The 19,986-nt window shown below is 62.7% G+C and carries 20 protein-coding genes and 1 pseudogene; 8 read left to right on the top strand and 13 right to left on the bottom strand.

Annotation, left to right across the window (positions count from 1 at the left end; genetic code table 11):
* Positions 1–84 precede the first annotated feature (84 nt).
* A pseudogene (locus tag PH203_RS27820) lies at positions 85–354 on the top strand (GNAT family N-acetyltransferase); the annotation flags it as partial.
* 56 nt (positions 355–410) lie between these two features.
* On the opposite strand, the gene PH203_RS27815 reads toward PH203_RS27820, so the two are convergent.
* Positions 411–1,643, bottom strand: coding sequence for an XRE family transcriptional regulator (locus PH203_RS27815; protein WP_289923265.1), 1,233 nt, complete (start codon positions 1,641–1,643; stop codon positions 411–413).
* A gap of 479 nt (positions 1,644–2,122) precedes the next feature.
* Here PH203_RS27815 and PH203_RS27810 point away from each other — a divergent pair, with 479 nt between their 5' ends.
* Positions 2,123–2,353 carry a helix-turn-helix transcriptional regulator gene (locus PH203_RS27810; RefSeq protein ID WP_289923264.1) on the top strand — a complete coding sequence of 77 codons (231 nt, stop codon included), beginning with the start codon at positions 2,123–2,125 and terminating at the stop codon, positions 2,351–2,353.
* Positions 2,354–2,647: 294 nt separating this feature from the next.
* Positions 2,648–3,187, top strand: a complete 540-nt coding sequence (locus PH203_RS27805; RefSeq protein ID WP_289923263.1) for a DUF2087 domain-containing protein — start codon at positions 2,648–2,650, stop codon at positions 3,185–3,187.
* Between the two features lie 177 nt (positions 3,188–3,364).
* Here PH203_RS27805 and PH203_RS27800 read toward each other — a convergent pair whose 3' ends face one another.
* From PH203_RS27800 to PH203_RS27755, 10 genes are all read right to left on the bottom strand, one after another.
* Positions 3,365–4,336 carry a phosphotransferase gene (locus PH203_RS27800; RefSeq protein ID WP_289923262.1) on the bottom strand — a complete coding sequence of 324 codons (972 nt, stop codon included), beginning with the start codon at positions 4,334–4,336 and terminating at the stop codon, positions 3,365–3,367.
* On the bottom strand, positions 4,333–5,181 hold the full coding sequence (locus PH203_RS27795; RefSeq protein WP_289923261.1) for a phytanoyl-CoA dioxygenase family protein: 849 nt from the start codon (positions 5,179–5,181) through the stop codon (positions 4,333–4,335). The genes PH203_RS27800 and PH203_RS27795 overlap by 4 nt, the downstream gene beginning before the upstream one ends.
* Complete coding sequence (locus PH203_RS27790; protein WP_289923260.1) at positions 5,178–6,248, bottom strand: aminoglycoside phosphotransferase family protein; 1,071 nt, start codon at positions 6,246–6,248, stop codon at positions 5,178–5,180. Before PH203_RS27790 ends, PH203_RS27795 begins: the two co-directional genes overlap by 4 nt.
* 33 nt (positions 6,249–6,281) lie before the next feature.
* Positions 6,282–7,325, bottom strand: coding sequence for a hypothetical protein (locus PH203_RS27785; RefSeq protein WP_289923259.1), 1,044 nt, complete (start codon positions 7,323–7,325; stop codon positions 6,282–6,284).
* On the bottom strand, positions 7,326–7,937 hold the full coding sequence (locus PH203_RS27780) for a hypothetical protein (protein WP_289923258.1): 612 nt from the start codon (positions 7,935–7,937) through the stop codon (positions 7,326–7,328). It lies immediately after the preceding gene.
* On the bottom strand, positions 7,930–8,397 hold the full coding sequence (locus tag PH203_RS27775) for a hypothetical protein (RefSeq protein ID WP_289923257.1): 468 nt from the start codon (positions 8,395–8,397) through the stop codon (positions 7,930–7,932). Before PH203_RS27775 ends, PH203_RS27780 begins: the two co-directional genes overlap by 8 nt.
* A gap of 3 nt (positions 8,398–8,400) precedes the next feature.
* Positions 8,401–9,543 carry a hypothetical protein gene (locus PH203_RS27770; RefSeq protein WP_289923256.1) on the bottom strand — a complete coding sequence of 381 codons (1,143 nt, stop codon included), beginning with the start codon at positions 9,541–9,543 and terminating at the stop codon, positions 8,401–8,403.
* Positions 9,543–10,223, bottom strand: coding sequence for a methyltransferase (locus tag PH203_RS27765; protein WP_289923255.1), 681 nt, complete (start codon positions 10,221–10,223; stop codon positions 9,543–9,545). The genes PH203_RS27770 and PH203_RS27765 overlap by 1 nt, the downstream gene beginning before the upstream one ends.
* Before the next feature lie 1,005 nt (positions 10,224–11,228).
* On the bottom strand, positions 11,229–13,043 hold the full coding sequence (locus PH203_RS27760; RefSeq protein WP_289923254.1) for a carbamoyltransferase: 1,815 nt from the start codon (positions 13,041–13,043) through the stop codon (positions 11,229–11,231).
* 807 nt (positions 13,044–13,850) lie between these two features.
* Positions 13,851–14,405, bottom strand: a complete 555-nt coding sequence (locus PH203_RS27755) for a histidine phosphatase family protein (protein WP_289923253.1) — start codon at positions 14,403–14,405, stop codon at positions 13,851–13,853.
* 249 nt (positions 14,406–14,654) lie between these two features.
* Here PH203_RS27755 and PH203_RS27750 point away from each other — a divergent pair, with 249 nt between their 5' ends.
* Both PH203_RS27750 and PH203_RS27745 read left to right on the top strand, forming a co-directional pair.
* On the top strand, positions 14,655–15,305 hold the full coding sequence (locus tag PH203_RS27750) for an HAD family hydrolase (RefSeq protein WP_289923252.1): 651 nt from the start codon (positions 14,655–14,657) through the stop codon (positions 15,303–15,305).
* On the top strand, positions 15,259–16,185 hold the full coding sequence (locus PH203_RS27745; protein ID WP_354671266.1) for a DUF1932 domain-containing protein: 927 nt from the start codon (positions 15,259–15,261) through the stop codon (positions 16,183–16,185). Before PH203_RS27750 ends, PH203_RS27745 begins: the two co-directional genes overlap by 47 nt.
* 23 nt (positions 16,186–16,208) lie before the next feature.
* On the opposite strand, the gene PH203_RS27740 is transcribed toward PH203_RS27745, so the two are convergent.
* Positions 16,209–16,760: a guanylate kinase gene (locus PH203_RS27740; protein WP_289923251.1), complete on the bottom strand. Its 552-nt coding sequence runs from the start codon at positions 16,758–16,760 to the stop codon at positions 16,209–16,211.
* Positions 16,757–17,797 carry an AAA family ATPase gene (locus PH203_RS27735; RefSeq protein ID WP_289923250.1) on the bottom strand — a complete coding sequence of 347 codons (1,041 nt, stop codon included), beginning with the start codon at positions 17,795–17,797 and terminating at the stop codon, positions 16,757–16,759. The genes PH203_RS27740 and PH203_RS27735 overlap by 4 nt, the downstream gene beginning before the upstream one ends.
* A 421-nt stretch (positions 17,798–18,218) precedes the next feature.
* On the opposite strand from PH203_RS27735, the gene PH203_RS27730 reads away from it, so the two are divergent.
* From PH203_RS27730 to PH203_RS27720, 3 genes are all read left to right on the top strand, one after another.
* Positions 18,219–18,437, top strand: a complete 219-nt coding sequence (locus PH203_RS27730; RefSeq protein ID WP_354671272.1) for a helix-turn-helix transcriptional regulator — start codon at positions 18,219–18,221, stop codon at positions 18,435–18,437.
* Between the two features lie 125 nt (positions 18,438–18,562).
* A complete protein-coding gene (locus PH203_RS27725; protein WP_289923248.1) occupies positions 18,563–19,549 on the top strand; it encodes a phosphotransferase in 987 nt (328 codons plus the stop codon).
* A 128-nt stretch (positions 19,550–19,677) separates the two neighbouring features.
* Complete coding sequence (locus tag PH203_RS27720; RefSeq protein ID WP_289923247.1) at positions 19,678–19,896, top strand: hypothetical protein; 219 nt, start codon at positions 19,678–19,680, stop codon at positions 19,894–19,896.
* Positions 19,897–19,986 lie beyond the last annotated feature (90 nt).

The following is a 19,986-nucleotide window of genomic DNA, read 5'->3' as shown; positions in this document are numbered from 1 at the left end:
CAATCGAAGTGGCCACGGCGGGGAGCCGAACTGGCCGCCACCGGGGAATGCATGTCGACTGGTCACAGGCACAATGAGGTTTTCTGGGAGACCACAGAGGGCACTCCTGTCTCCATGGCAGGCGTGACACCGATGGTGGCTGGCCAGATCAGAGTGGCTCCCGTCATCACTCCAGCCCCCTTTCGCGGCCGCGGGTACGCGGGTGCCGCGACCGTGGTGGCGAGGCGAGCGGCGCTGGTGGCGTGCCCGGCCGAAGTGCTGTTGTTCGCGGACTTGTCCAACCTCACGAGCAACGGCCTTTATCGGCGGATCGGTTATCGGTCCGTGACGGACTTCGTGCTGCACGACTTCTAGCGGATCCGCCGCCGAGACGCAGAGGGGCTCGTCGTCCGGTACATGCTCAAGCAGTGTCAGCGCGAGCCCAGAGCGCGCATGTGCTGAACGAACTCCCGCGCCTGAGGATCACCGTCGTATCGCTGGGTGAGGACTGCGTCCAGGTCACCGGCGACCATACTCAGCGAGGGCAGCGACTTCCGGTCGCCCCGCAATGCCTGCTCGCCGTACGAGATGGCGGCTGCGAGATCTCCCTCCCGGGCTGCAACGACGCCCAGGGTGATCCGGGCTTCGGCGTTGCGCATCGGGGAACGCTCCCGCCCGTCATAGTCCACCCCCGCTCGAAGGACTTCGCGAGCCAAGGTCTCAGAAATCTGGTTGTCACCGACCTTGCGATAGCAGTCCATGGAGTAGAAGTCCCACTTGCCCGGATCGACTACGAAATGGTTCTGTACGTTCTCTGGATAAGGCATGGATTCAAGCAGAGTGCGGCCAGCGTCGAGCGCCACCTCCGTCTGGCGTCTGTCTCCGAGCCTGGCCCATGCCTTGGCCCTCTGAGCGAGCAACTGGACAGCTACGGACTCCTTGGGGGCAACAGAGAGGCCGGCGTCGGCTGCGGAGATGACGCCGCGCATATCGCCGGTCGTGAGCGCGAACCATGCTCGCATCTCATGCGCCCACCCCTGAATGCCCGCGTGCCCGACCTCGCGCCCAATCGACAGTGCAGCCTGCCGGGTGGCCTCCGCATGAGTGCGTGTCGGGCCGCCACTGTCGTACTCCACGCAGCCGACGAGCAAGGTCAGCATTCCCGCGAGGGCGAGAATGTCACGGTGCTGCCCGAGCGTGAGTCGCTGATGCTGCATGGTGACGACGCGATTGAGCCATGCCCTGCCCTCGACCAGAAGTTGGTCGCCTGGCATGTAGGCGTACTCCGTGCAGAGTCTGTCGACTGTGATGCGCAATGCGTCCAAGGTGGCCTCATCGACATCTGAAGCCCGCAGCCGGGCCACGATCTCGACGGTGTCCATACCTGAAACGTCCTGCACCTCGGCGTTTCCGTCCCGGCGGTGTTCCACGGGGAAGAACGCGTGGGTGGTCGTGCCGAAAACCGTCGCGATCAGAGCTCTGTGGTCCCGGGGCTCGACCGCGCCGGATTCCCAGCGGCGCCACGACCGGGTGAGCGTCCGTTCATCAGGCAGCTCGTGGGATGAATGGGCACGCATGGCGCGGGCGGCGTCGAGAGGGCTCCAACCGCGAGCAGCGCGCTCGGACTCCATGCGTTGCGCCCAGCGGGGACGGTCGTCGATCATGTCGTGCCCTCCACGAAGCCGTCGGGCCTGCCTTCCTGACGAGTCTTGCATGTGGGTTGCAGTTCGCGAGCGGACAGTGGGGACAGAGCGCGGGTCATTTGAAGGGCCCCCCATGTCCCCTCTGTCGAGGGTAACCGTACGCATACAGAGTGTCGATCGCGAAGAGGGCTGGCCTCAGGTGCGGGTCCGAGACCGGAACGAGGCTGCAGGCCTCAACGCATGGGCCGCCGGTTGACAGTGACGAGGGGATGATCGTGCGGAGAGAGCGCAACACTAGGGGAGTCGTGACTGCTAAACACGACCGTCGATGCTCGCAGTGCAAGTGTCGTCTCAGCCGCTACAACCCAGAAGATCGCTGTAGTGGATGCCTTCGAACTCCGGCGGGGTTAGTGTCCCCGTGCGTACGACCGGAAGTATGGGCGGACGCACGCGTTCGGGAGGCGCTCGTCACCCTGGAATTCGGCGCCTTGTGCACCCTCGTGCGGGAGATCAGCAACCTCCGTCAGGATGACATGGCCACGCTGACTGGGCTGAGTCAGTCATTCCTGTCAATGCTTGAGTCCGGCGATCGCAAGCTGACCAACATCGACAAGGTGGTCATGCTCCTCGACGGCCTCGATGTGCCCGTCGAGCTCACCGGCCCCATGCTTCGCAACTTGGCCGAGGTCCGTTGTGTGCAGCATGCACCGCCCCAACTTCTGCCCGCTTAGGTCCCGGTGGGGCCTCGCGTTCGACCACCAGAACGTGCTGTCGAGGTCGGGCCATATCACTGGCGTGATGTCCCTCTAGTGGAACTTGCCCATACGCTTGTGTGTCAGACGACGGGGGACCGCTGTCGGTTCGTGCATGCGAGCGTCGACGGTTTCCCTGGCGTGATGCGGCGACGACGACCACTCCACTGTCTGACCCGGCGGACCTGCGGGCGCTGCGACCTGTCGCCATGGGTCGATGGGGTCGCTAGAAACCGTCTTGACGCCAGGCGGACCGACCCCTAGGAAGTTCGCATGTCTGAACTCAGCAGCGCGGCAGAGTTGCTTGGCGCTCTCTCTGTATCCAGCCGGCTGACTCTGCTCGCGAATGTAGCCGAGCGGCAGAGCAGAGGTGACGACTGTTCCTTGGGCGCAGTCGCGGCTGCAGTCGGCCGGGATCCGAAGTCGATGGTGAAGGACGCAGTGCGACTCAAGGAAGTCGGACTGGTGTCGATTGAAGGGCACACTCTGTCAGCGGATCTTTCCGTACTCAGCGCGGCTGCTGATGCAGTCGACGCAGTCTTGCCAATGACCGGCTTGCTTTCGGAGGACCCTGATCTCGAGAGGTTCTTCAAACACGGGAGGCTCGTAAAGCTTCCGGAGAATCCCGACTTCCGGTGGCGTGTTGCGCAGCTCCTTGTTCGGCTCTTGCCCCCCGATAGGCAACTGCCGGAGTCCGAAGTGAACGACTTGCTGGGCCAAGTTCACTCTGACTATGCGGCCTTGCGTCGGCTCCTTGTCGACCTGAAGCTGGTAACTCGCGCCGCAAGCAGCGACTATCAGAGGGTCGTGTGAATCCGAGACGAGCTTGAGGACGGCGCGGTGAGGGCGGAATTCCTGCCTACGCTTGGTCTTTGATGCTACTGACGTGCGCGTCTGCCGAACTGGCGCAGACGCGCACGTGGTCGTATCCACCAATCTTCGCTGTATCTTCTGCCTATCGGACAGAGGGCGGCGAAGTCTGACAGCAGGTCATGCGTGGGCCCAGGAGTCTGCTGTGTCAACTTCTAGCTCGATGCGTTCGGCAGCGTGCTTGATCCCTTCTGGATCTCCTACCGACAGCGTCCAGGAGAAGTGACCAATCATGATCCGGAGTACGGCGAGATGCCTCAGCGTCAGCAGTCGCTCGGGTTCGAACTTGATCCGCCGCTCGTAACCAGAGATCAGCTCGCTTGCCTGAGTCAGAGGAGACTCAAAGAAGCAATCCCACCAGCCGATATCCATTTCGGGTGGGCCACTCTTGGCTGCCTCCCAGTCAATCACGGCGGCAATGCATCCATCCTCCACAATGAGGTTGTCAGGACTGTAATCGCCATGCAGCAGCTTGGGTGAACAGTCATCGAGCATGGCCCGATGGATGCGCATTAGAGCCATTGCCCTGTCCAGGAGTCGGCCAGAGGTCGGCTCAATACGTCTGGCCTCGTTGAGTTTTGCCTCCAGGCGGTCAATAAACCAGTCGCCGAACTTGCTGTCGGTTCCATGAAGGTTGGCATCCACGGAACCGAACTCCGTGGTGTTCACCTGGTGGATCTCGGCCAAAATCTCGCCTGCTTGTCGCACCACATCGCGGGCTCTCTCTGGCCCGACGCGCGTCGCATGCTCTCGGAGTGTCTCGCCCGCCACCTTGTCCTGCACCATGATGGAGACGGGGCCGTACGCTGACTCCTGGTTGCCGACGTATCTGATCGCAGGGACAGGGACGCCGGCATCGCGGCATCGCTGAACGAGAGAAGCCTCGATGCCGAAGCGTGCACGGTGTGGAGCGGAGAGACGCACCACAACAGCGCCTCCACGTGCGTCGGTGCACTCGTAGACCCGGTGGCTGCGTCCCTTGAGTCTCCGGGTGCCGGCGAGCTGAACATCGTGGAAGTAAGGCCATACCTTGCTGATCACGGCAGCATCGAGCGATCCCTCGTCCACGGACTCTGCAGGCGACTGATTCATGCGGTTCCTTCTTCCGCGGGGACGTCGGGCCCGGAGGGGACACGTTCGGCATCCCGCCAGAGAACGTTCCCACTGGCTGCACTGGTAGTTGAAGAGTATTGGGCCAGGTAGGCGCGCCTGGGCGAGCTGGTGCCGTTCGTCGAGCTCGAGTGGAACAGGGTGCTGCTGAAGCAGATCACGGTGCCCTTTGGGATCTCGATTGCTACACCCTGGTGGGCTCCGAAGTACCCCACCAAGTCGCCGTTCAGGGGGTCTGCGGTGTGTGTGACTCGTGTGCGGATGCCGAGGTCTGTGAAGGGGATGACCCGAAGGGGTCCGTTCTCGGATGTGATGTCATCCAGCGCGACCCAGCAGGAGAGGTACGGGGCATGGTCCACGGGAACGTAGCCCGAATCCTGGTGCCAGGAAAAATAGCCGAGCGACTGAGGACTCCCATCGTTCTCGAAGCGAGCACGCTTCTCGCCGGAGCCTTTTGCGCCCATCTTCACAGAGAATTGCTCCCATATCAGATAGGTCTCGGGTCCGAGTAGTTGCGCGCAGATCCCCTGAAGTAGATCACCGAACAGGAACTCGCGGAGCCGTGGCTGCGTGTTCCGGCAGCCACCGGGCGTGTACTGCAACCCTCGCCGGCTACCACCCAGGACGTCCACGCCTTTGGCGTCCATTTCGTCATGTACGTTGACAATGGCTTGCCCGCATTCCTCGCTGAGCAGATTCATCAACGATTCAGGCACGATGGCGGGCAGCACGCAGTATCCCTCCTCTTGGAACTGCTCCACCTGGGCTTGAGTTATGGGTGTACGAGTGGATGCCTTAATGGCCGCGTCGAGGGCGATCTCATTCATGTAGCCAGTCTCCTAACCGTTGCGAAGGGGTCGATGATGCTGTCGGGGGAGCCCGCCGTGCTGGCGATGCAGTCGAGAAGGTCGAGATGCCGGATCAGTCGCTCTGACCCGTATGGTTCGATCCACTTTGGAGCGGATCGCGCATAGTAGGCCAGCCGTCCGAGGGAGCGGTCGGCGAGATAGAGAAGGAGGTCGCAACTCCGTAGAGTGCAGTCTGGAATGAGGCTCTTGTATCCGCGTTCGAGCCCATGACTGAAGGCCATGAAGGATGGCCTATCCATAACTTCGAACGCCCAGGTGTGAATACTGGCGATGTCGTATCCGCTGTCGCCGACAGATAGCTGGTCATCGATGAATGAAGCTATCCAGGTGTCAGGCGGTGCGCTGGTATCAAGAATGATGTTTCCACCGTGAAGATCCTTGTGGATCAGACAGGCCATTGCCGGGCCGGCGGTGGGGTGGAGTGTGGTTCTGAAGCGGCCAGTGAACGCGGCGGCCAGTGAATGAGCCCGTCGCAACTGCCGGTCATCCAGCGCCGTGATCTTGCTAGCCTCATGTACTCGGCGCGCTACGCCCTCTTGCCTGGTGAGCGTGACCTCTCGCCAGGTCATATCTTGATCAACGACTTCCGCGTCTTCCTTGTGTCGCAGAGCTCCTGCCAGAGGCTGGGACGCGCTATGTACGGCTGCGAGGGATACTCCCACGGCCTGTCCGATCTCGTCCGCGAGTCCAGAGTCCTGGCCAGGTGCGAGGCTTCTGGCGATCCTGGTGAGGTCCGCCCCGGGAACGTACGAGTTTACGAAGGCCCATGCGTCAGAGCCTTCGAATGTGCACGGCACGGAGGCGATCTCGTCGGCAAATGGAACTGGCAAGCCAGCCGTGACAGTTAATTCCTCAACGAGCTTTCGGCGGAGCGTAGCTGCTTCTTGAAGAGGCAGCACTTCTGCGCCTTTGACGAGGACTATCTTGACCTGACGTCCTGTGGGTGTCAGCAACCCGAGGTAAGCGGATCGGCCGATAGGTGTGAGGGTGTTCAGGTCTATTCCTAGTACGTTCTCCATGCCCATCCCCGGCTCCGTTGCTTGGCGTGCACTCGGCTTCTAGTCGCGAGGCGGCAACGCTCTCACGCCGGCGCGTTGTTCGTGAGCGGCGAGGGAGCGGAACTCGTGGAATATTCGCTCGTTTTTCGCTGTTGCGGCGTAATAGTCGGGGCGTCCACTGACGGGGTGCCATAGATGAATAAGCGGGTAATCTATCGTGACGGCACTCTCTTTGAATGAGATTCCCCTTCGATCGCCCGAATAGGGGTGGAAGGCCTGGACCGTGTGCCAGAAGATGAGATCCTCGTATCCCCATCCAGGAAGTTCCGGCACCCCGCCGGCTTGGCGGAACGCGGCATCGGAGCAGAGATAGGCGGCACTGGCACGCGGCCCCCCGCTGATCCGACAGAGCCGGGCGGCGAGAGTCTCTTCTGGGCGCCAGCGGTAGGGCGCGTACGAGCGGTCATCCGCCCCCCACAACCGGAGTTGGTCGGCCTCGGTGATCTCTCGTCGGAGCCCAGCCGGGAGTACGGCGACGAGGGATTCCAACTCGTCATTGCTGAGGGTGACCTCGTCGTACGCGTCAGAAGCCGCCTGTTCAGATCCTTCAGCGGCGCGTCGATCTGCGACGCACCGCTGAAGGACGTCGAAGAGTTGTCCTGGCTGCACCACGGCGCGGCGCACCGCCTCACTCACAATCCGAGAGAGATGCACTTCTCCCCAGTAGGGGTAGACGAACGGACACTCCAGCCGCAGCTTCACCTGCACCGCACGGTCAAGCACGTCCCGGGCAACGAGGAAGTCAGCCTGGTGGAAGTACACCAGATCAGCTGGCTGCTGCCGGCTGAGGAAGCCCGCATTCATCGCCCGGCCTGGGGAGAACTCCTCATCCGAGTTAGTGAAGACGTAGTCGGCCCCAAGGCTGCGAGCCAGAGCTCGTTGAGTCTCCCTGGGCCCCAACTCGGCCAGGATTACACGGAAGTTCTCGTATTCAAGGTCGTTCTGCAGGCTCTCAAGGACCTGTTGGAGATTCGCCTGCCGCTCGGGCTGGTTCGGTGAGTGCCCGTACGGGACGATGACATCTACCCGCGGTGAGTTCCGCACTCAACGGCCCCCTTGACTCGTGTGATTGTCCAAGGCTGTCGGTACCTGATCGCGCAGGACCGAAGCGTCCGGTGTCGCTCCGTGGAGATAGGGATGGTCGTGTCCACCCACCTCGAGCTGCGCCACGTGGAAGTGGACCGCTTCGAAGAACGCAGCAAGGTTCTCGTCGAAGCACGCCCGGTATAGCTGACATGCACTCCCATTGTGGCTCTGGCCATGCAGTATGTGGAACATGGCCTCGACGGCGTCCCCAGTGCCGGCCTGCCAGGCCTCCCAGGCTGTCGTCAGGGAGAGGGGGTGGTTGTGCGCCTGCCACTCCAGATGCACCGCGGCTTCCTCAAGGTCTGCCCTTCGGCGGCCGTGAGCTTTGAGTACTGCTTCGAACAGCCCGTCGTCCCCCATCGAGTCACGGCATGCACGGTAGGCGGCCACCGCGGTCGCATCACCCCGCTGCCCGTAGCACAGCCATGCGAAGGGGCGGTCAGAGTGTTCAGTTGCTCGTGTGTGTTGACGCGCCAGGAAGTGATTGATCGCAGCAGCGGGGCTGTCCTGCTTCGACCAGGAGTTGACATTCCACTGCCAGTCCGCTCGGTCGTTAATGATTTCATTCATGCGCGCCACCCGCCTCTGAGCTTTCAATTGCTTCGGGAGAGAGAATCAACCCAGCGAATTCAGAACTGCGAACAAATGTCGAGAACGCCTCGAGATCCGGAAGGGTCCGAGTGGCGAGCGAGAAGACTGCCCATGTTCCCGCCATGGGGCTGATCGTGATTACCGGTACCCCCATGCGATAGGCCTCGTACATCTCGACCGATGTCCCCATGCTGGGCTCGGGGAGCCAGGCGACGAGAACATCGCAGCGTCCTGCCTCCCTCACGTAGCGGAGGAACATCTCTCGTTGGAGATCTCGCGACCACTCCAGTCGGCCGAGGTTCTCCTCGTGAGGATCGACGAACTGGGCCTCTGGGTAGGCAGCCGATACAGCATCACGGATCTCCTTGCGGTACCCCTGGTGATGTATCCCGTCATCCGTACGAGCACCCTGGATGATGCCTGCTAGGAATACACGCATGGCTCAGGCCCCCTTCCGGCGTAGTAGAGCTTCGATGGCCGCGACGCAGTCATGAAGTCCAGTCCGGCCGAGCATGTCGATGAATGCGTGGCCATCCCTTACCAACTGAGGCCATATTGTTGTGTCGTTCAGCAATGCCTGGAGTTGCTTGCCCCACGACTGCCGGAGGTCCGAGTCGCCTTCAAAACGACTCAGCTGCTCCAGGAAGCGTGCTGTGCGATCCCGTAGCGGGAGTCGCATCAGGTCCATCCCAGGAAGGTGATCCCGCAGGTGGATGCTCGCGGCAGCAATCCCCAGCCTTCGGTACTCGTCGAGTTGGACGTACTGACTGCTATTGGAAGGGGGCAGAAAGAGCGTGGGGATGTCGGCAGACCATGCCTCCAAGGGAGCTTCAAGCCCTGGCACGGTGAGGAAGGCGCAGGAAGATGAAAGTCGTTCCAGGAACTCCTGATGCCCTAGACACTCGAATGAGTACGGGCCGTCAGGCCACCGTCGCCTACATTCGGACACAAACCGTTCGCCACCAGCGATGGTGACCGAGCTGAATCTCGTCATATCGACGTGTGAATGCAGGGCTTCAACTACGACGAGGGGATAGTTGCTGTCCTTGCCCAACTCGTACCAGCCTGCTGCTTCTCCGCCGCCAAAGTTGACGAGCAGATCAGTGGTGCTCGGCGCGGTTTCCAGGCGAGGAATCGACTCGACGATTGGCCCCACAACGACGTGGTTGCTGCGCTGTTGAGACGCGTAGCCTGCCGGCTCTGAACCAATGCTCCGCTGCGTGATCCGCAGGTCGAGATCGGAGACCCAGTCCGGCAGCTCATCCCACCACCAGGAGAGGGGATCGAGCCAGACGACGGGCACGTCCAGTCTCTTGCCTTCTATGGCGCTCGAGCGATCTACGCACGAGAGTAAGAGGTCGTAGTCACGAAGAGAACCTTCGCAGTACCGGCTGAAGTTCTCCCCGTCGGTATCTCGCTCCACGACGTCCTCCCAAAAGCTCGAACGCCTGGCAAGTTGGAAGGCTGTGCCATACCCGACGAATGTGAGCTGGTGGCCCTGCTGTGAAAGCCTCTCCGCAACGGTGACGAGCTTGCCGGCGGGACCGAAGGCGAAGTTCTCGGCTGTGGCAACGATGCGCGCCATCAGTGAGACCTCGGCGAGTTGATCCGATAGACGGTGTAGGTCTCGTACGGAAGCGGCAGGTGGGCGATGGCCGATGCGTTGAGACCGCACGCCTCGCTGTAGGCGATGACGTCGAGGATCCCCATGTCCTTGTGAGCATCGGTGGCGATCAGGTAGGCCCGTCCTTGGGCAGTCAGGTGGTCACCGACCTGCTCAAGGAACCGCTTGGAGTGAATGAGATCGGGGTCAAAGATCGCGGCTTCAATTGCGTTGGCCGGAACGCCAGGTAGAAGTGGGGGGTTCGCGATGACGACGTCATACCGCTCGGTCACCGGGTCAAAGAGGTCGCCCACCAGGGCAGTAACCCTGTCAGACACCTGCTGGCTCTCGGCGTTGGCCATCACGCAGCGGACCGCCTCGGGGGAAGTGTCGACGCAAACCACCTTGGCGGCGGCTCCCGCGGTCAGCAACCCCTGGTAGCCGGATCCGCTGAAGACATCGAGGACAGTCTCACCCGGGGCAACCCGAACGTGCTTCGCGAGGAACGCGCTGGTCTTGGTGTACGCAGGGCAGAACACTCCAGGGAAGATGGTGAGGTTCAGAGAGTCGATGGCGACTTCGAACGGAGCCTCGTGGGCCAAGTGCCGGTCCACCAGGCGACGTGCCGGCTCAAGATTGATGACAGTCGATGAGTTCATCATGGGTCCTTGCCTCAGCTCTCTCGTACAGCGGGGTCTTTGAGGATTACCTTCGCCAGGGAATCGGCGACAATCGCATGCCAAGTAGCAGTTGGGTGCTCGTCGAACCGGTAGAACATTGTATTGCTGTCGCTACGCCTGGGATTTCCCTCGCGGCTCATATCTATGCAGGGAACTCTGCTCGCCGCCAACAGTGCGGCCAGCTTCTGTCCAGTGGCCCGGTCGTACTTCCGGTCAGGAAGAGGTGGTACCACCACTATGAAATGGCGCCCAGTCGCTGTGACTAGTTCATGCATTGCCCTAATGAGGAGGACGGTTACTTGCCACTCTGTCCGCTCGACAACCCCCGGCAGAAGTGGCGGGTCGACTCTGGCTCCTTCTTGCCCAACGAGTCCAACATGGCGGAGCCCTTGACCGTCTAGATCAAACACAGGGTGGCTGGGCCCGTGTGGGTTTACCCATGAATTCAGGGCGATCCACTCCGATCGGCGCCAAGCTCGCATGAGTTGGTCCGGGACCCAAAAGTATGCAACGACGCCATCGTTCGCCAGGACCCGCATCAGGTCCACTCGATGGAGTAGCTGGAGATAGGCTTGAGTGGGCCCATAGCCCATGCATGCGTAATTGTGAACAGGTATACCCCGTTGTCTGAACATTCGAGCGGCGAAAGTGTCATTGTCGTTGACCCCGTGCCCGAAAGTCCAAGAGCAGCCCAGGACCGCAAGATCTGCCGATTCACCGCGGTAGCCAGTTTCACGCCTGCCGGCCCCGTCGATTTTGTATCGTGCGCGAAACTCGAAGGAGGGGTGGATCGCCTCAGCTCCCTCAACGTGCGACCAGCCAAGTATGGAGTCCGGCTGGAACATTCCCAGACGCGGCTTTCTGAGACGCGTGTAAGGAATCCCGTGCAGTGCGTTATTCAGGGCCCTTGAGCGCACCATGGGTGTGCGGGGTGCTATGAGTGAGAGCGCCTGATAGTACATGTCGAGAGGCCTCATGCTGCGTCACTCAGTCCAGGTCCGAGACAGGGGAGATGGTGATGTTGACGGCCGACTGCTTCTGGCGATCCAGAATGTTGTTTCCCATGCACAGATAGTCAATCTCTGTGCGTAGAAACGTCTTCATGGCATCTTCGGGGGTGCAAACTATGGGTTCGCCCCTAACGTTGAACGATGTGTTCACTAGCACTGGGGTTCCTGTTATGTCTCCGAAGGCGCGAAGCAGGTCCCAAAACAATGGATGGGTGGCGCGGTCGACTGTCTGAAGGCGCGCCGAATGGTCAACATGAGTGATGGCCGGCAGAGTGCTGCGAATCTGTCCAACACGCTCCTCGGGCCTGACATTCTCGCCTGCGCTGGACACCGGCAACCGAAGGTCCTTCCTGACGGGTGCTACGAACAGCATGTACGGCGAGTCGGCCGGAGTGTCGAAGTAGTCCTTCGCATCCTCAACAGGTACTGCGGGTGCGAACGGCCGGAACGATTCCCGGTTCTTCACTGCCAGATTGAGATGCCGCTGCAGATTCGGCGATCTCGGATCTCCGAGGATGGAACGACTACCGAGCGCCCGCGGGCCAAACTCCTGCCTTCCCTGGAACCAAGCGATGATCTTCCCCTCGGCAAGCAGCTCGGCTGCAGTGCGGACCAGATCATCTTCATCGACCTGGCTGTACTCGGCACCAATGCTGTCGAGGTAGCTGCGGATGGTCCCGTTGTCGAATGACGGGCCGAGGAGCGAACCTTGCATGGCGTCCTTCCCCGCGGGGCGACGTCGGTTCGCCAGCCGCTGGTGCCAAACGTACGAAGCAGCGCCGAGAGATCCGCCTGCATCGCTTGCCGCTGGCTGAACCCAGATCCCTTCAAAGCCGCTCTCGGCCTGAATCTTGCCGTTCGCAACGCAGTTGAGCGCACCACCGCCAGCCAGGCACAGGTTCTTTGCTCCTGTCGTAGATCGCGCGTAGCGAGTGATTCGAACGACCGCCTTCTCGAAGGTGGCCTGCGCCGACGCTGCAACATCGGCATAGAACTCGTCGAGATCGGTCTCTTCAGAGCGGCGGGGACGGCCCAGCAGGTCTTCAAGCCGATTCGCTGACAACCGCTGGGAGGAAGGGCTCAAGAAGTCGAAGTAGTCCATATTCAGCCGGAATGCGCCATCCTGGCCTATCCGGATGATGCGGTCTTCGATCAGTGCGCTGTAGCGCGGCGTGCCGTATGGGGCGAGGCCCATCAGCTTGTACTCGCCGCTGTTCACGCGAAAACCGCAATAGTGAGTGAAAGCTGAGTAGAACAGACCCAGGGAGTGAGGAAACGCCTGCCGTCGCAGGGGCGTGAGCGTGTGATCCCGTCCAAGACTCACCGATGTCGTCGTGTACTCACCGACGCCATCAATGGTCACGACCGCGGCCTCATCGAAAGGGCTCGGGAAGAACGCAGAGGCTGCATGAGACAGATGATGTTCCACCGCGAGCACACGTCCAGAGCGCCGGCCTGGAGGGAACATCGCCCCGACATCGCGCCTGCTGCTGACGTTGAGTTGTGCCCAGAGGTCCGTTCCGCGAATCAGATCCTGCTGTCCGGTTGCTGCTGCTGATGCCAATACCCTGCGCATCTTGAGCAACGGCAACTCGTAGTAGGCGAACCAGTCGATATCTGACCAATCGATGCCGGCGGACTGCAGGCACCACTGCGCAGCTTGTGCAGGGAAAGACTGGTCGTGCTTGCGCCGTGTGAAGGCCTCCTCCTGGGCAGCTGCGACGATTTCGCCATCGCGGATCAGGCAGGCGGCGCTGTCGTGGAAGTATGCAGATACTCCGAGTACATTCATGGCCCTACTCATGTCAGCGGGTAACTGGTCGTCGAGATAGGGCCCTGAGCTACGTCGCGGATTGGCCTGCGCGCAAAAGGAACAGTCTCAATCTGTCGCGCCGCGGTCCAAGGCTCCCAGGCGGGCTCACAGGACCACTCCAGCGAGAGAGGAGGAATCGGTTCTTTGTTGAGATGGCGGTGTGCCTCGATGGTCGCGGTCCACTTCGCTACAAGCCGCTGGATCGCCCCGACTGCTGTCTGCATGAGCCCACCCTTGTCACGACGACGGGATACCTATGAGCTGTCACCGATCGGATGCCAAGCGTGACCCACGGGCGAAGATTGAGCACATCACCGCTGTGATATGTCCATGCCCCGCCCGTGCCTGCTGCTGTCACGGCGTAAACATCGCTCCAGGAAGCGGTGCTTGGTGGCAGAGGTCCGCTGGCTGGCCGCGCTGCGAACTGCCGTCGTGCGGGGCCTGTCGTCGGTGGCGACCCTTCGAGTCGACAGGGCTTCGCTGGTCGGATCGTCGTCCGTGCGCATCTGTGCGTCATTCCGTCGCCTGGGTAGATCGCGACCGCTATGTTCTCCTCGAGGATTGCCGAGCAGTGCTTGTGCTCCTGGCTACGTGGCCGGGCGGTGAAGGCGCCAAGCTGCGGCGCTGAGCGAAACGACGGCCATCCTCAAACTTCCCAAGCGCACCACCAGCTGTCCTGGGGAACGGGGCTGGGCGTAGCGCAAAGTCAGGCAGCCGGCACGGGAGGCGGCAGACCTGGGTGCCTGAGCGACTTCCCGAGCCGCATCCCGTGCCCAGCGAGCGTCCCTATTCCAGATGCTTCGTCGACGCGATGTCGATGACCTCCAGGTCCTCCAACGTGGTGACCGCGCAGGAGGGAACTCCCTCGTCCAGCAACTCTGACGTCACTGCCTCATCGCCGAGCAGCGTCCGCAGCAGGTCCACAGTGACGCCACCATGCGTGGTCACCGCGATCGGCCCCGGCTTGGAGGCGTAGTCGAGGAGAAACGCACGGAACTGGCCGCCAGCCTCGCGTGAGGAGACGCCGTTCCGCGGCACGTAGTCGCGGTCCCGCACGGACTTGGCCCAGTCGGCCATGAACTCCTCGAAGGACTGGCCCTCCTCCCAATTCGCTCGTTCCCGCAGTCGGGGATCTACCTGGAGTTCGAGCCCAGTCTCAGCGACAACTGCTTCCGCTGTTTCCCGAGCGCGCCGCAAGGGGCTGCTCACTACCGCACGCAGACCAAGCGAGCTGAGCCATTGAGCAGTCCGAGCAGCCTGAGATCGGCCGAGCGCGGTGAGCCGTTGATCACCGGGCTGCTGCACCTTCTCCGCATGCTGCACCACATAGAAGAGCGTCATGGCATCAAAGCCTGACGCATCGGCCGTATGCTCCACCAATCAGGACACGCCCAGTAGCCGTGTCGAGCGTGTCGCCCCGAGTGGCTCGGCAGGGTGCGCACGCGCTGAGACTGGCTGTGTCCTCACCATTTCCTGGCTGACGGGCTGCCCTCGCTGGGCGAGGCTTGGTGAACAAGGGCCGATACTCCGGAGACCGTGCGGCACGCTTGCCTGTCTCGACTTCCCATGGGTCCCGTAGGGTCTGCTTCCATGCAGCGGCTGGTCATCTTCGATCTCGACAACACACTCCTTGATCGGCAAGGTCCCTTGACGGATTGGATCACCACCTTCTGCGCGCAGTACGCCCTGGATGAGCATGCTCAGGACCGCCTGCTCCAGCTGCTGCGCGAGCGCGCTTGCCCCGACACCTTCAAGACGATCCGCTCAGAACATGACCTTGAGCCCGCCCCCCAGAAGCTCTGGCACGACTATTCCGCGTACATGGCTCGCTCGGTCACCTGCCCCGCTCATGTGCTCGAGAGCCTGTCCATGCTCCGACGCGTCGGCTGGAAGGTCGTCGTTGCCACGAACGGCGGGACCGAGATCCAGACTGCCAAAGCGACCATGTCGGGGATCGCTGACCACGTTGATGCGGTGTGCACCTCTGAGGAAGTAGGCGAACGGAAGCCGGGGATCGCGATCTTCGAGAAGGCAGCTGCCGCTTGCGGAGCCGATCTCACGCTCGGCGGCTGGATGGTGGGCGACGGTGTGGATACCGATATCCGTGGCGGCGAAGCGGCAGGACTGCGCACCATCTGGATCAGCGGAAGCAGGCCCTGGCCCGGAGGAGACAAAGCGCCGGATCACGTCACCGATGATGTACGCCAAGCAATCGAGCTCCTGCTCACCACGGCACGCTGAGGACATCGTGATGGGATCGCCAGTGATCACGGTTGGGCTCCTGCACCCCGGCAGCATGGGCGCCGCCTTTGGTACCCAACTACGCAGGCACAACGTGCGGGTGCTGTGGTGCACGGACGGTCGCAGCAACGGGTCCCGGGCCCGGGCCGAGAACGCCGGCCTCGAAGGCGTACAGAACCTCGGGCAGCTGGTGGAGCGCGCCGATGTGCTGCTGTCCCTGTGCCCGCCTGCTGCCGCGGTGGATGTCGCACAGCAGGTGGCTGCCTGCGGGTTCGACGGCCAGATGTACATCGAAGCGAATGCGATCACGCCACGCCGTGTCAGGACCATCGCAGAACTGCTTCCCGGCGCTGTTGTCGTCGACGGTGCGGTGGTCGGCTCCCCGCCGGTGAGCGGCAAGCAGCCCACGTTGTATCTGTCCGGAGACCCCCACGGTTGCGCGCAAGCAACGGAACTGTTCAGCGGGACTGACGTGAGGACCAAAGTGTTGGGCGCCGAGGTGGGAACGGCCTCCGCTCTGAAGCTGGCGTACTCGAGCTACCAGAAGGCCTCCCGCGTCCTGGCGGCGCTCGCTTACGGCGTCGCCGATGCCAGCGGCGTTGCCGACGAACTCCTCGAGATCGCCGGGAAACGGGGCGGCAGCTACCTGACGGAGACCGCCTACATTCCCAAGACAGCATCCCGCGCCTGGCGCTGGGGCCCGGAACTCGACGATGCAGCAGCCCTGTTGCGGGAGGCCGGGCTGCCGGATGACCTGATGCGCGCAGCCAGCCAAGTCCTCAGCCGGTGGTCGGAGGCGCGAGAGCGCGAGCTCACCATCGCCGAGGCACTCTCGCTCCTGCACGCCGACCACGCGTGTGGGGAGCGCGAGGAACCGTAGGGGCTCCCGTAGTTCGCCCGCGGTCAAATGCCTCGGCGAATCAGAAGATCAATCTCTTGCGCCGCCTCTGCGGGGGAAACGGAGTCGGTGTCGAGCCGCAGGTCCCAAGTGAACCCCAGCCTGGCCTCGATGTCCTTGACCGTAGCGTCCCAGGCGGCCAGACGGGCCTCAGTGTCGCTGTCACCACGCCCTTTGGAACGGACCTCGGTGCTCTCCCGCGAACACCACAGCAACACACTGGTCCACGAGGCAGGGAATCCGTCCACCACCGCCTCAAGGCCCGCAACCTGCCCGAGATGCAGGATGGGAATGGACCCGTCCTGCATAGCCAGGGCAAGGCCCGGACGATCCACGAGGTAGATGTTGCCGTACCTGTCATTGCGGTAGACGACGTCCCCGCGCTCCTCAAGCTCGGTGAGCTGATCGACGGAGCCCATCCGATAGCCACGGGTACGGCCACTACCGATCTTCAAACGCTCGAATGCGCCATAGGCGTGGTTGAGTTCGCGCAGTGCCGCGGTGATCGTGTCCTTCCCGGACGCGGGTGGACCGTACAGCAGGATTCCCTGGTTCATGCGAACACCGTCCCGAAGATTTGCCGAACCTGATCGGTCAGGGATATTGCCGCGCCGAGGCGATTGTCGACCACCAAGTGCGGTACTGCTGGCCGTAGTTTCGGATCCACTGTCGAGGCGTATTCGTCCCAGTTCTGCAATTTCCAGCTGTCGCGGGCTGCTGAGCGGAAGCTGATGTACTCGTGCATGGTCTCCAGGTCGCACTGGATCCAGATGACCGCCACGGTCACGCCCCGCGCCTCGCAGCGGTTCATCAGCCGGCGCATCCACCGTTCGTCGCTCACTTCAGCGACAAACGGCGCGGTGAGCACCGTGCTGATCGAACAGTCGACGTTGGCGTAGGCGGTCTCCAGCAAGCACTGGTACTCCAGGGGCCGCACCTTCTCCCGATACACCGCGGAGTGGCGGTCATTCGGGTCGCTTCCCATCTCGACCAGCAGACGCTCAACGAGCGGACGGGTGATGGGGTCTTTGTCGAGGACCGGCCACCCGGTGAGCCGTGAAATGAACCGCGAGAACTCCGACTTCCCGCTTCCGGCGAATCCCCCCACCATCAAAAGCGTGGGCCGATTCGGGTCGCCGCCAGTGTGACGACGCTTCCACGCATCAATGATCCGCTGCTGAACTTCCTGACCGTTGCTGTTGGCGCCGTCCCCCGGAGCGATCTGCAGCACCGCGCGCTCGACGGCCAGGACATGGTCACCGAGTGGCTCCACCTCTGCCGGCGTGAGCTTCAGCTGCGTCTGCTCACCCGGCAGCGCCTTCCGGAACCCCAACTCGGGCTCGGTGGACCGGTAGAGAAGGCAGTAGGCCCGGCGGTAGTGAGGGCCTGGGTAGACCTCGCCCTGCTCGTGCTGCCACAGCGTCTGAAAATTCGCCGCCGGCACCGTGAGCCCGGCAGCGCGCGCCACTTCACGTAGCCGCTCACCGGCACCCTCAAGCGTCAGGCCATGTGCTTCGCGCATGGCGCGAAGCTGGTCCGGACGCCACCCCGCACGCCTCTTCGCCACGCCTACCGCCTGCCCACTACTCGCCATGATCGGGACTCTAAGTCTGCCCCGAGCGAACCCATGTGTAAGCGGATGTTGAAAAGTCACGTCGCCCGATGATGAGCACCTTCACCAAGCACCAGTGATACTCCGCGACACCGATCGCAGATGTGATGGGACCCACACCGGCAGTGCACTGGCCGGAGCCAAAGTTGAACACTCGGCAAGGGAGACGATCACAGTGTCGGGGCCGCGAACCACCGAGGTAACTGCAACAACGTGGGGTCATCGCCGGTGCACGACATGCCGGTGCCGCCTGAGCCGGTACAACAGCGACACCGTCTGTTCCGGCTGCAACCGCAGCAGGACAGCGGCTCTGCCAGCGCACCCCTCTGTCCCCGCCGAGGTTTGGACCCACCAAGACGTTAAAGACGCCCTACTTCAGCGGAACTTCGGCAGGCTCTGCCAACTGGTACGAGAACGCGGCCACCTCCGTCAGGAGGACATGGCCCTCATGACGAGGCTGAGCCAGCCCTTCCTGTCGATGCTGGAGTCCGGGCAGCGGCGCCTCACCAACATCGACCGGATCATCGTGCTCCTGGACGGCCTGGACGCACCCGCCGACCTCGCAGGGCCGATGCTTCTTCCTCAGGCCGCGCCGACCCTACCTCTCCAGGCAGTCTCCTGACCCGGCACCTCAGAATGCGGAGCCAGGACTTGGGCGACGCGCACCAGCCACCACCGGGTGGACCTTGCCAGATGCGCGTCAGAAATCCGTCGCGCAGACCCACGTACTTCCCTCACCCTGGCCGAATGCCGAACATCATCACCCCGCGCCTTCAGTACAGCGCCACGGCCGTGCGCCCACGCTGGGACGATCTTCCGCAGCACATCCGCAGGCTTATCTCGCGACGCCTGGGTGGTGTGGTGGACGCAGGGCCGAGCGCCGGAAGCGGGTTCACCAGCGGCTTCGCCGCCGTGCTCCGTGGAGCTGGCGAGCCCGAGTTCGTCAAGGCGGTCAACGCCAACGACAACGCGGTGATCGCCGACTGCTACCAGCGCGAGGCATTGATCAACCAGGCCCTGCCGATCCAGGTTCCGGCCCCCCGCCTGCGGTGGACCGAGGAGACGGAAGACGGATGGATCGTCCTTGGCTTCGACGCGGTCGATGGCGGACGCATGCCCGCCGCTCCCTGGAAGCCCGACGAGCTTGCCTCGACCCTCGACGCCTGCACGATCAAGGCCGAGGTGCTCTCCGCCCCCTCGGCGGCACTCCAGAAGGTCGGGCTCAAGGCAATTGGTGACGGCACTGACTTCGCGGACTGGCGTAACCTCGCCGGCGGCGCCACCAGCCCGAGCATCCTGCCGGAATGGGTGCCGACCGACAGGCTCGACGCCCTGGCCGAACTGGAATCCCACTGGCGACAGGCCGTAGCCGGCAATGCAGTCCTCCACCATGACCTACGTCAGGACAACGTCCTGATCGACACGGGAGGCGCTGCCTGGATCTGTGACTGGAACTGGCCCTGCCTCGCCGCGAGTTGGTTTGACCTCGTACTACTCCTGGCCACCGCACACGCCGACGGCCACGACGCCACCACTCTCTTCGCAGAGCACCCCACCGCCCACGGAGTCGACGGCGAGCAGCTCGACGCGGCTCTGGCCGCCCTCGCGGGCTTCTTCATCGTCTCCGGCGCACAGCCCCCGGCGGACTGGTCGCCCCACATTCGCCAGCACCAGACGTGGTGCGGCGAGGTCACTATGCGCTGGCTGGCAACCCGGCGCGACTGGAAGCTCTGATCGGAAGACGTTCGCTGACAACAACCGACGAGCCTAGGTTGTCAGCTCCCCCCTCCAATCGATCTTTCACGGCTGCTGGATGCTCGAAGGGCCCACTCCTGGTCCCGTCCGAAGAGAGGCAGAGGTCCATGACTCACCTGATCGAATCACCCCACACCGGTGACGCCGCCGCGATCAGCCAGATCCAGCTGAAGGCCTGGCTCCAGACATACCCCAACAAAGAGGCCGGGATCGACGAGGCGTGGATCAGAGACCATCGGGGCTCCACGACCACCGCTGAGGGCATTGCCCAGTGGCGGGAGTTCATCCAGGAAGCGAGCAACCAGCCAGACAAGCTCTTCTGCTGAGCCTCCCCTCGTAGCGTGGAGACCGTGACCGGAGGGATAGTTGAGGGTCGTGGGATCCAGGAAACGCATCTACAACGCGGAGTTCCGCGA

It is taken from the genome of Streptomyces sp. S.PB5 (assembly GCF_030403745.1).
Taxonomy (GTDB): Bacteria; Actinomycetota; Actinomycetes; order Streptomycetales; family Streptomycetaceae; genus Streptomyces.
The sequence above is the reverse complement of the archived record's forward strand: the minus strand, read 5'-3'. Positions and strand labels throughout refer to the sequence as shown.

Excerpts from the sequence above, each read along its gene's own strand:
- PH203_RS27770 (WP_289923256.1), bottom strand. The coding sequence starts at position 9,543 with ATGGCGCGCATCGTTGCCACAGCCGAGAACTTCGCCTTCGGTCCCGCC.
- PH203_RS27745 (WP_354671266.1), top strand. The coding sequence starts at position 15,259 with ATGATGTACGCCAAGCAATCGAGCTCCTGCTCACCACGGCACGCTGAG.
- PH203_RS27795 (WP_289923261.1), bottom strand. The coding sequence starts at position 5,181 with ATGAATGAGATCGCCCTCGACGCGGCCATTAAGGCATCCACTCGTACA.
- PH203_RS27750 (WP_289923252.1), top strand. The coding sequence starts at position 14,655 with ATGCAGCGGCTGGTCATCTTCGATCTCGACAACACACTCCTTGATCGG.
- PH203_RS27725 (WP_289923248.1), top strand. The coding sequence starts at position 18,563 with ATGCCGAACATCATCACCCCGCGCCTTCAGTACAGCGCCACGGCCGTG.
- PH203_RS27800 (WP_289923262.1), bottom strand. The coding sequence starts at position 4,336 with ATGAATCAGTCGCCTGCAGAGTCCGTGGACGAGGGATCGCTCGATGCT.
- PH203_RS27790 (WP_289923260.1), bottom strand. The coding sequence starts at position 6,248 with ATGGGCATGGAGAACGTACTAGGAATAGACCTGAACACCCTCACACCT.
- PH203_RS27815 (WP_289923265.1), bottom strand. The coding sequence starts at position 1,643 with ATGATCGACGACCGTCCCCGCTGGGCGCAACGCATGGAGTCCGAGCGC.
- PH203_RS27805 (WP_289923263.1), top strand. The coding sequence starts at position 2,648 with ATGTCTGAACTCAGCAGCGCGGCAGAGTTGCTTGGCGCTCTCTCTGTA.
- PH203_RS27720 (WP_289923247.1), top strand. The coding sequence starts at position 19,678 with ATGACTCACCTGATCGAATCACCCCACACCGGTGACGCCGCCGCGATC.
- PH203_RS27735 (WP_289923250.1), bottom strand. The coding sequence starts at position 17,797 with ATGGCGAGTAGTGGGCAGGCGGTAGGCGTGGCGAAGAGGCGTGCGGGG.
- PH203_RS27755 (WP_289923253.1), bottom strand. The coding sequence starts at position 14,405 with ATGACGCTCTTCTATGTGGTGCAGCATGCGGAGAAGGTGCAGCAGCCC.
- PH203_RS27765 (WP_289923255.1), bottom strand. The coding sequence starts at position 10,223 with ATGATGAACTCATCGACTGTCATCAATCTTGAGCCGGCACGTCGCCTG.
- PH203_RS27760 (WP_289923254.1), bottom strand. The coding sequence starts at position 13,043 with ATGAATGTACTCGGAGTATCTGCATACTTCCACGACAGCGCCGCCTGC.
- PH203_RS27740 (WP_289923251.1), bottom strand. The coding sequence starts at position 16,760 with ATGAACCAGGGAATCCTGCTGTACGGTCCACCCGCGTCCGGGAAGGAC.
- PH203_RS27780 (WP_289923258.1), bottom strand. The coding sequence starts at position 7,937 with ATGAATGAAATCATTAACGACCGAGCGGACTGGCAGTGGAATGTCAAC.
- PH203_RS27775 (WP_289923257.1), bottom strand. The coding sequence starts at position 8,397 with ATGCGTGTATTCCTAGCAGGCATCATCCAGGGTGCTCGTACGGATGAC.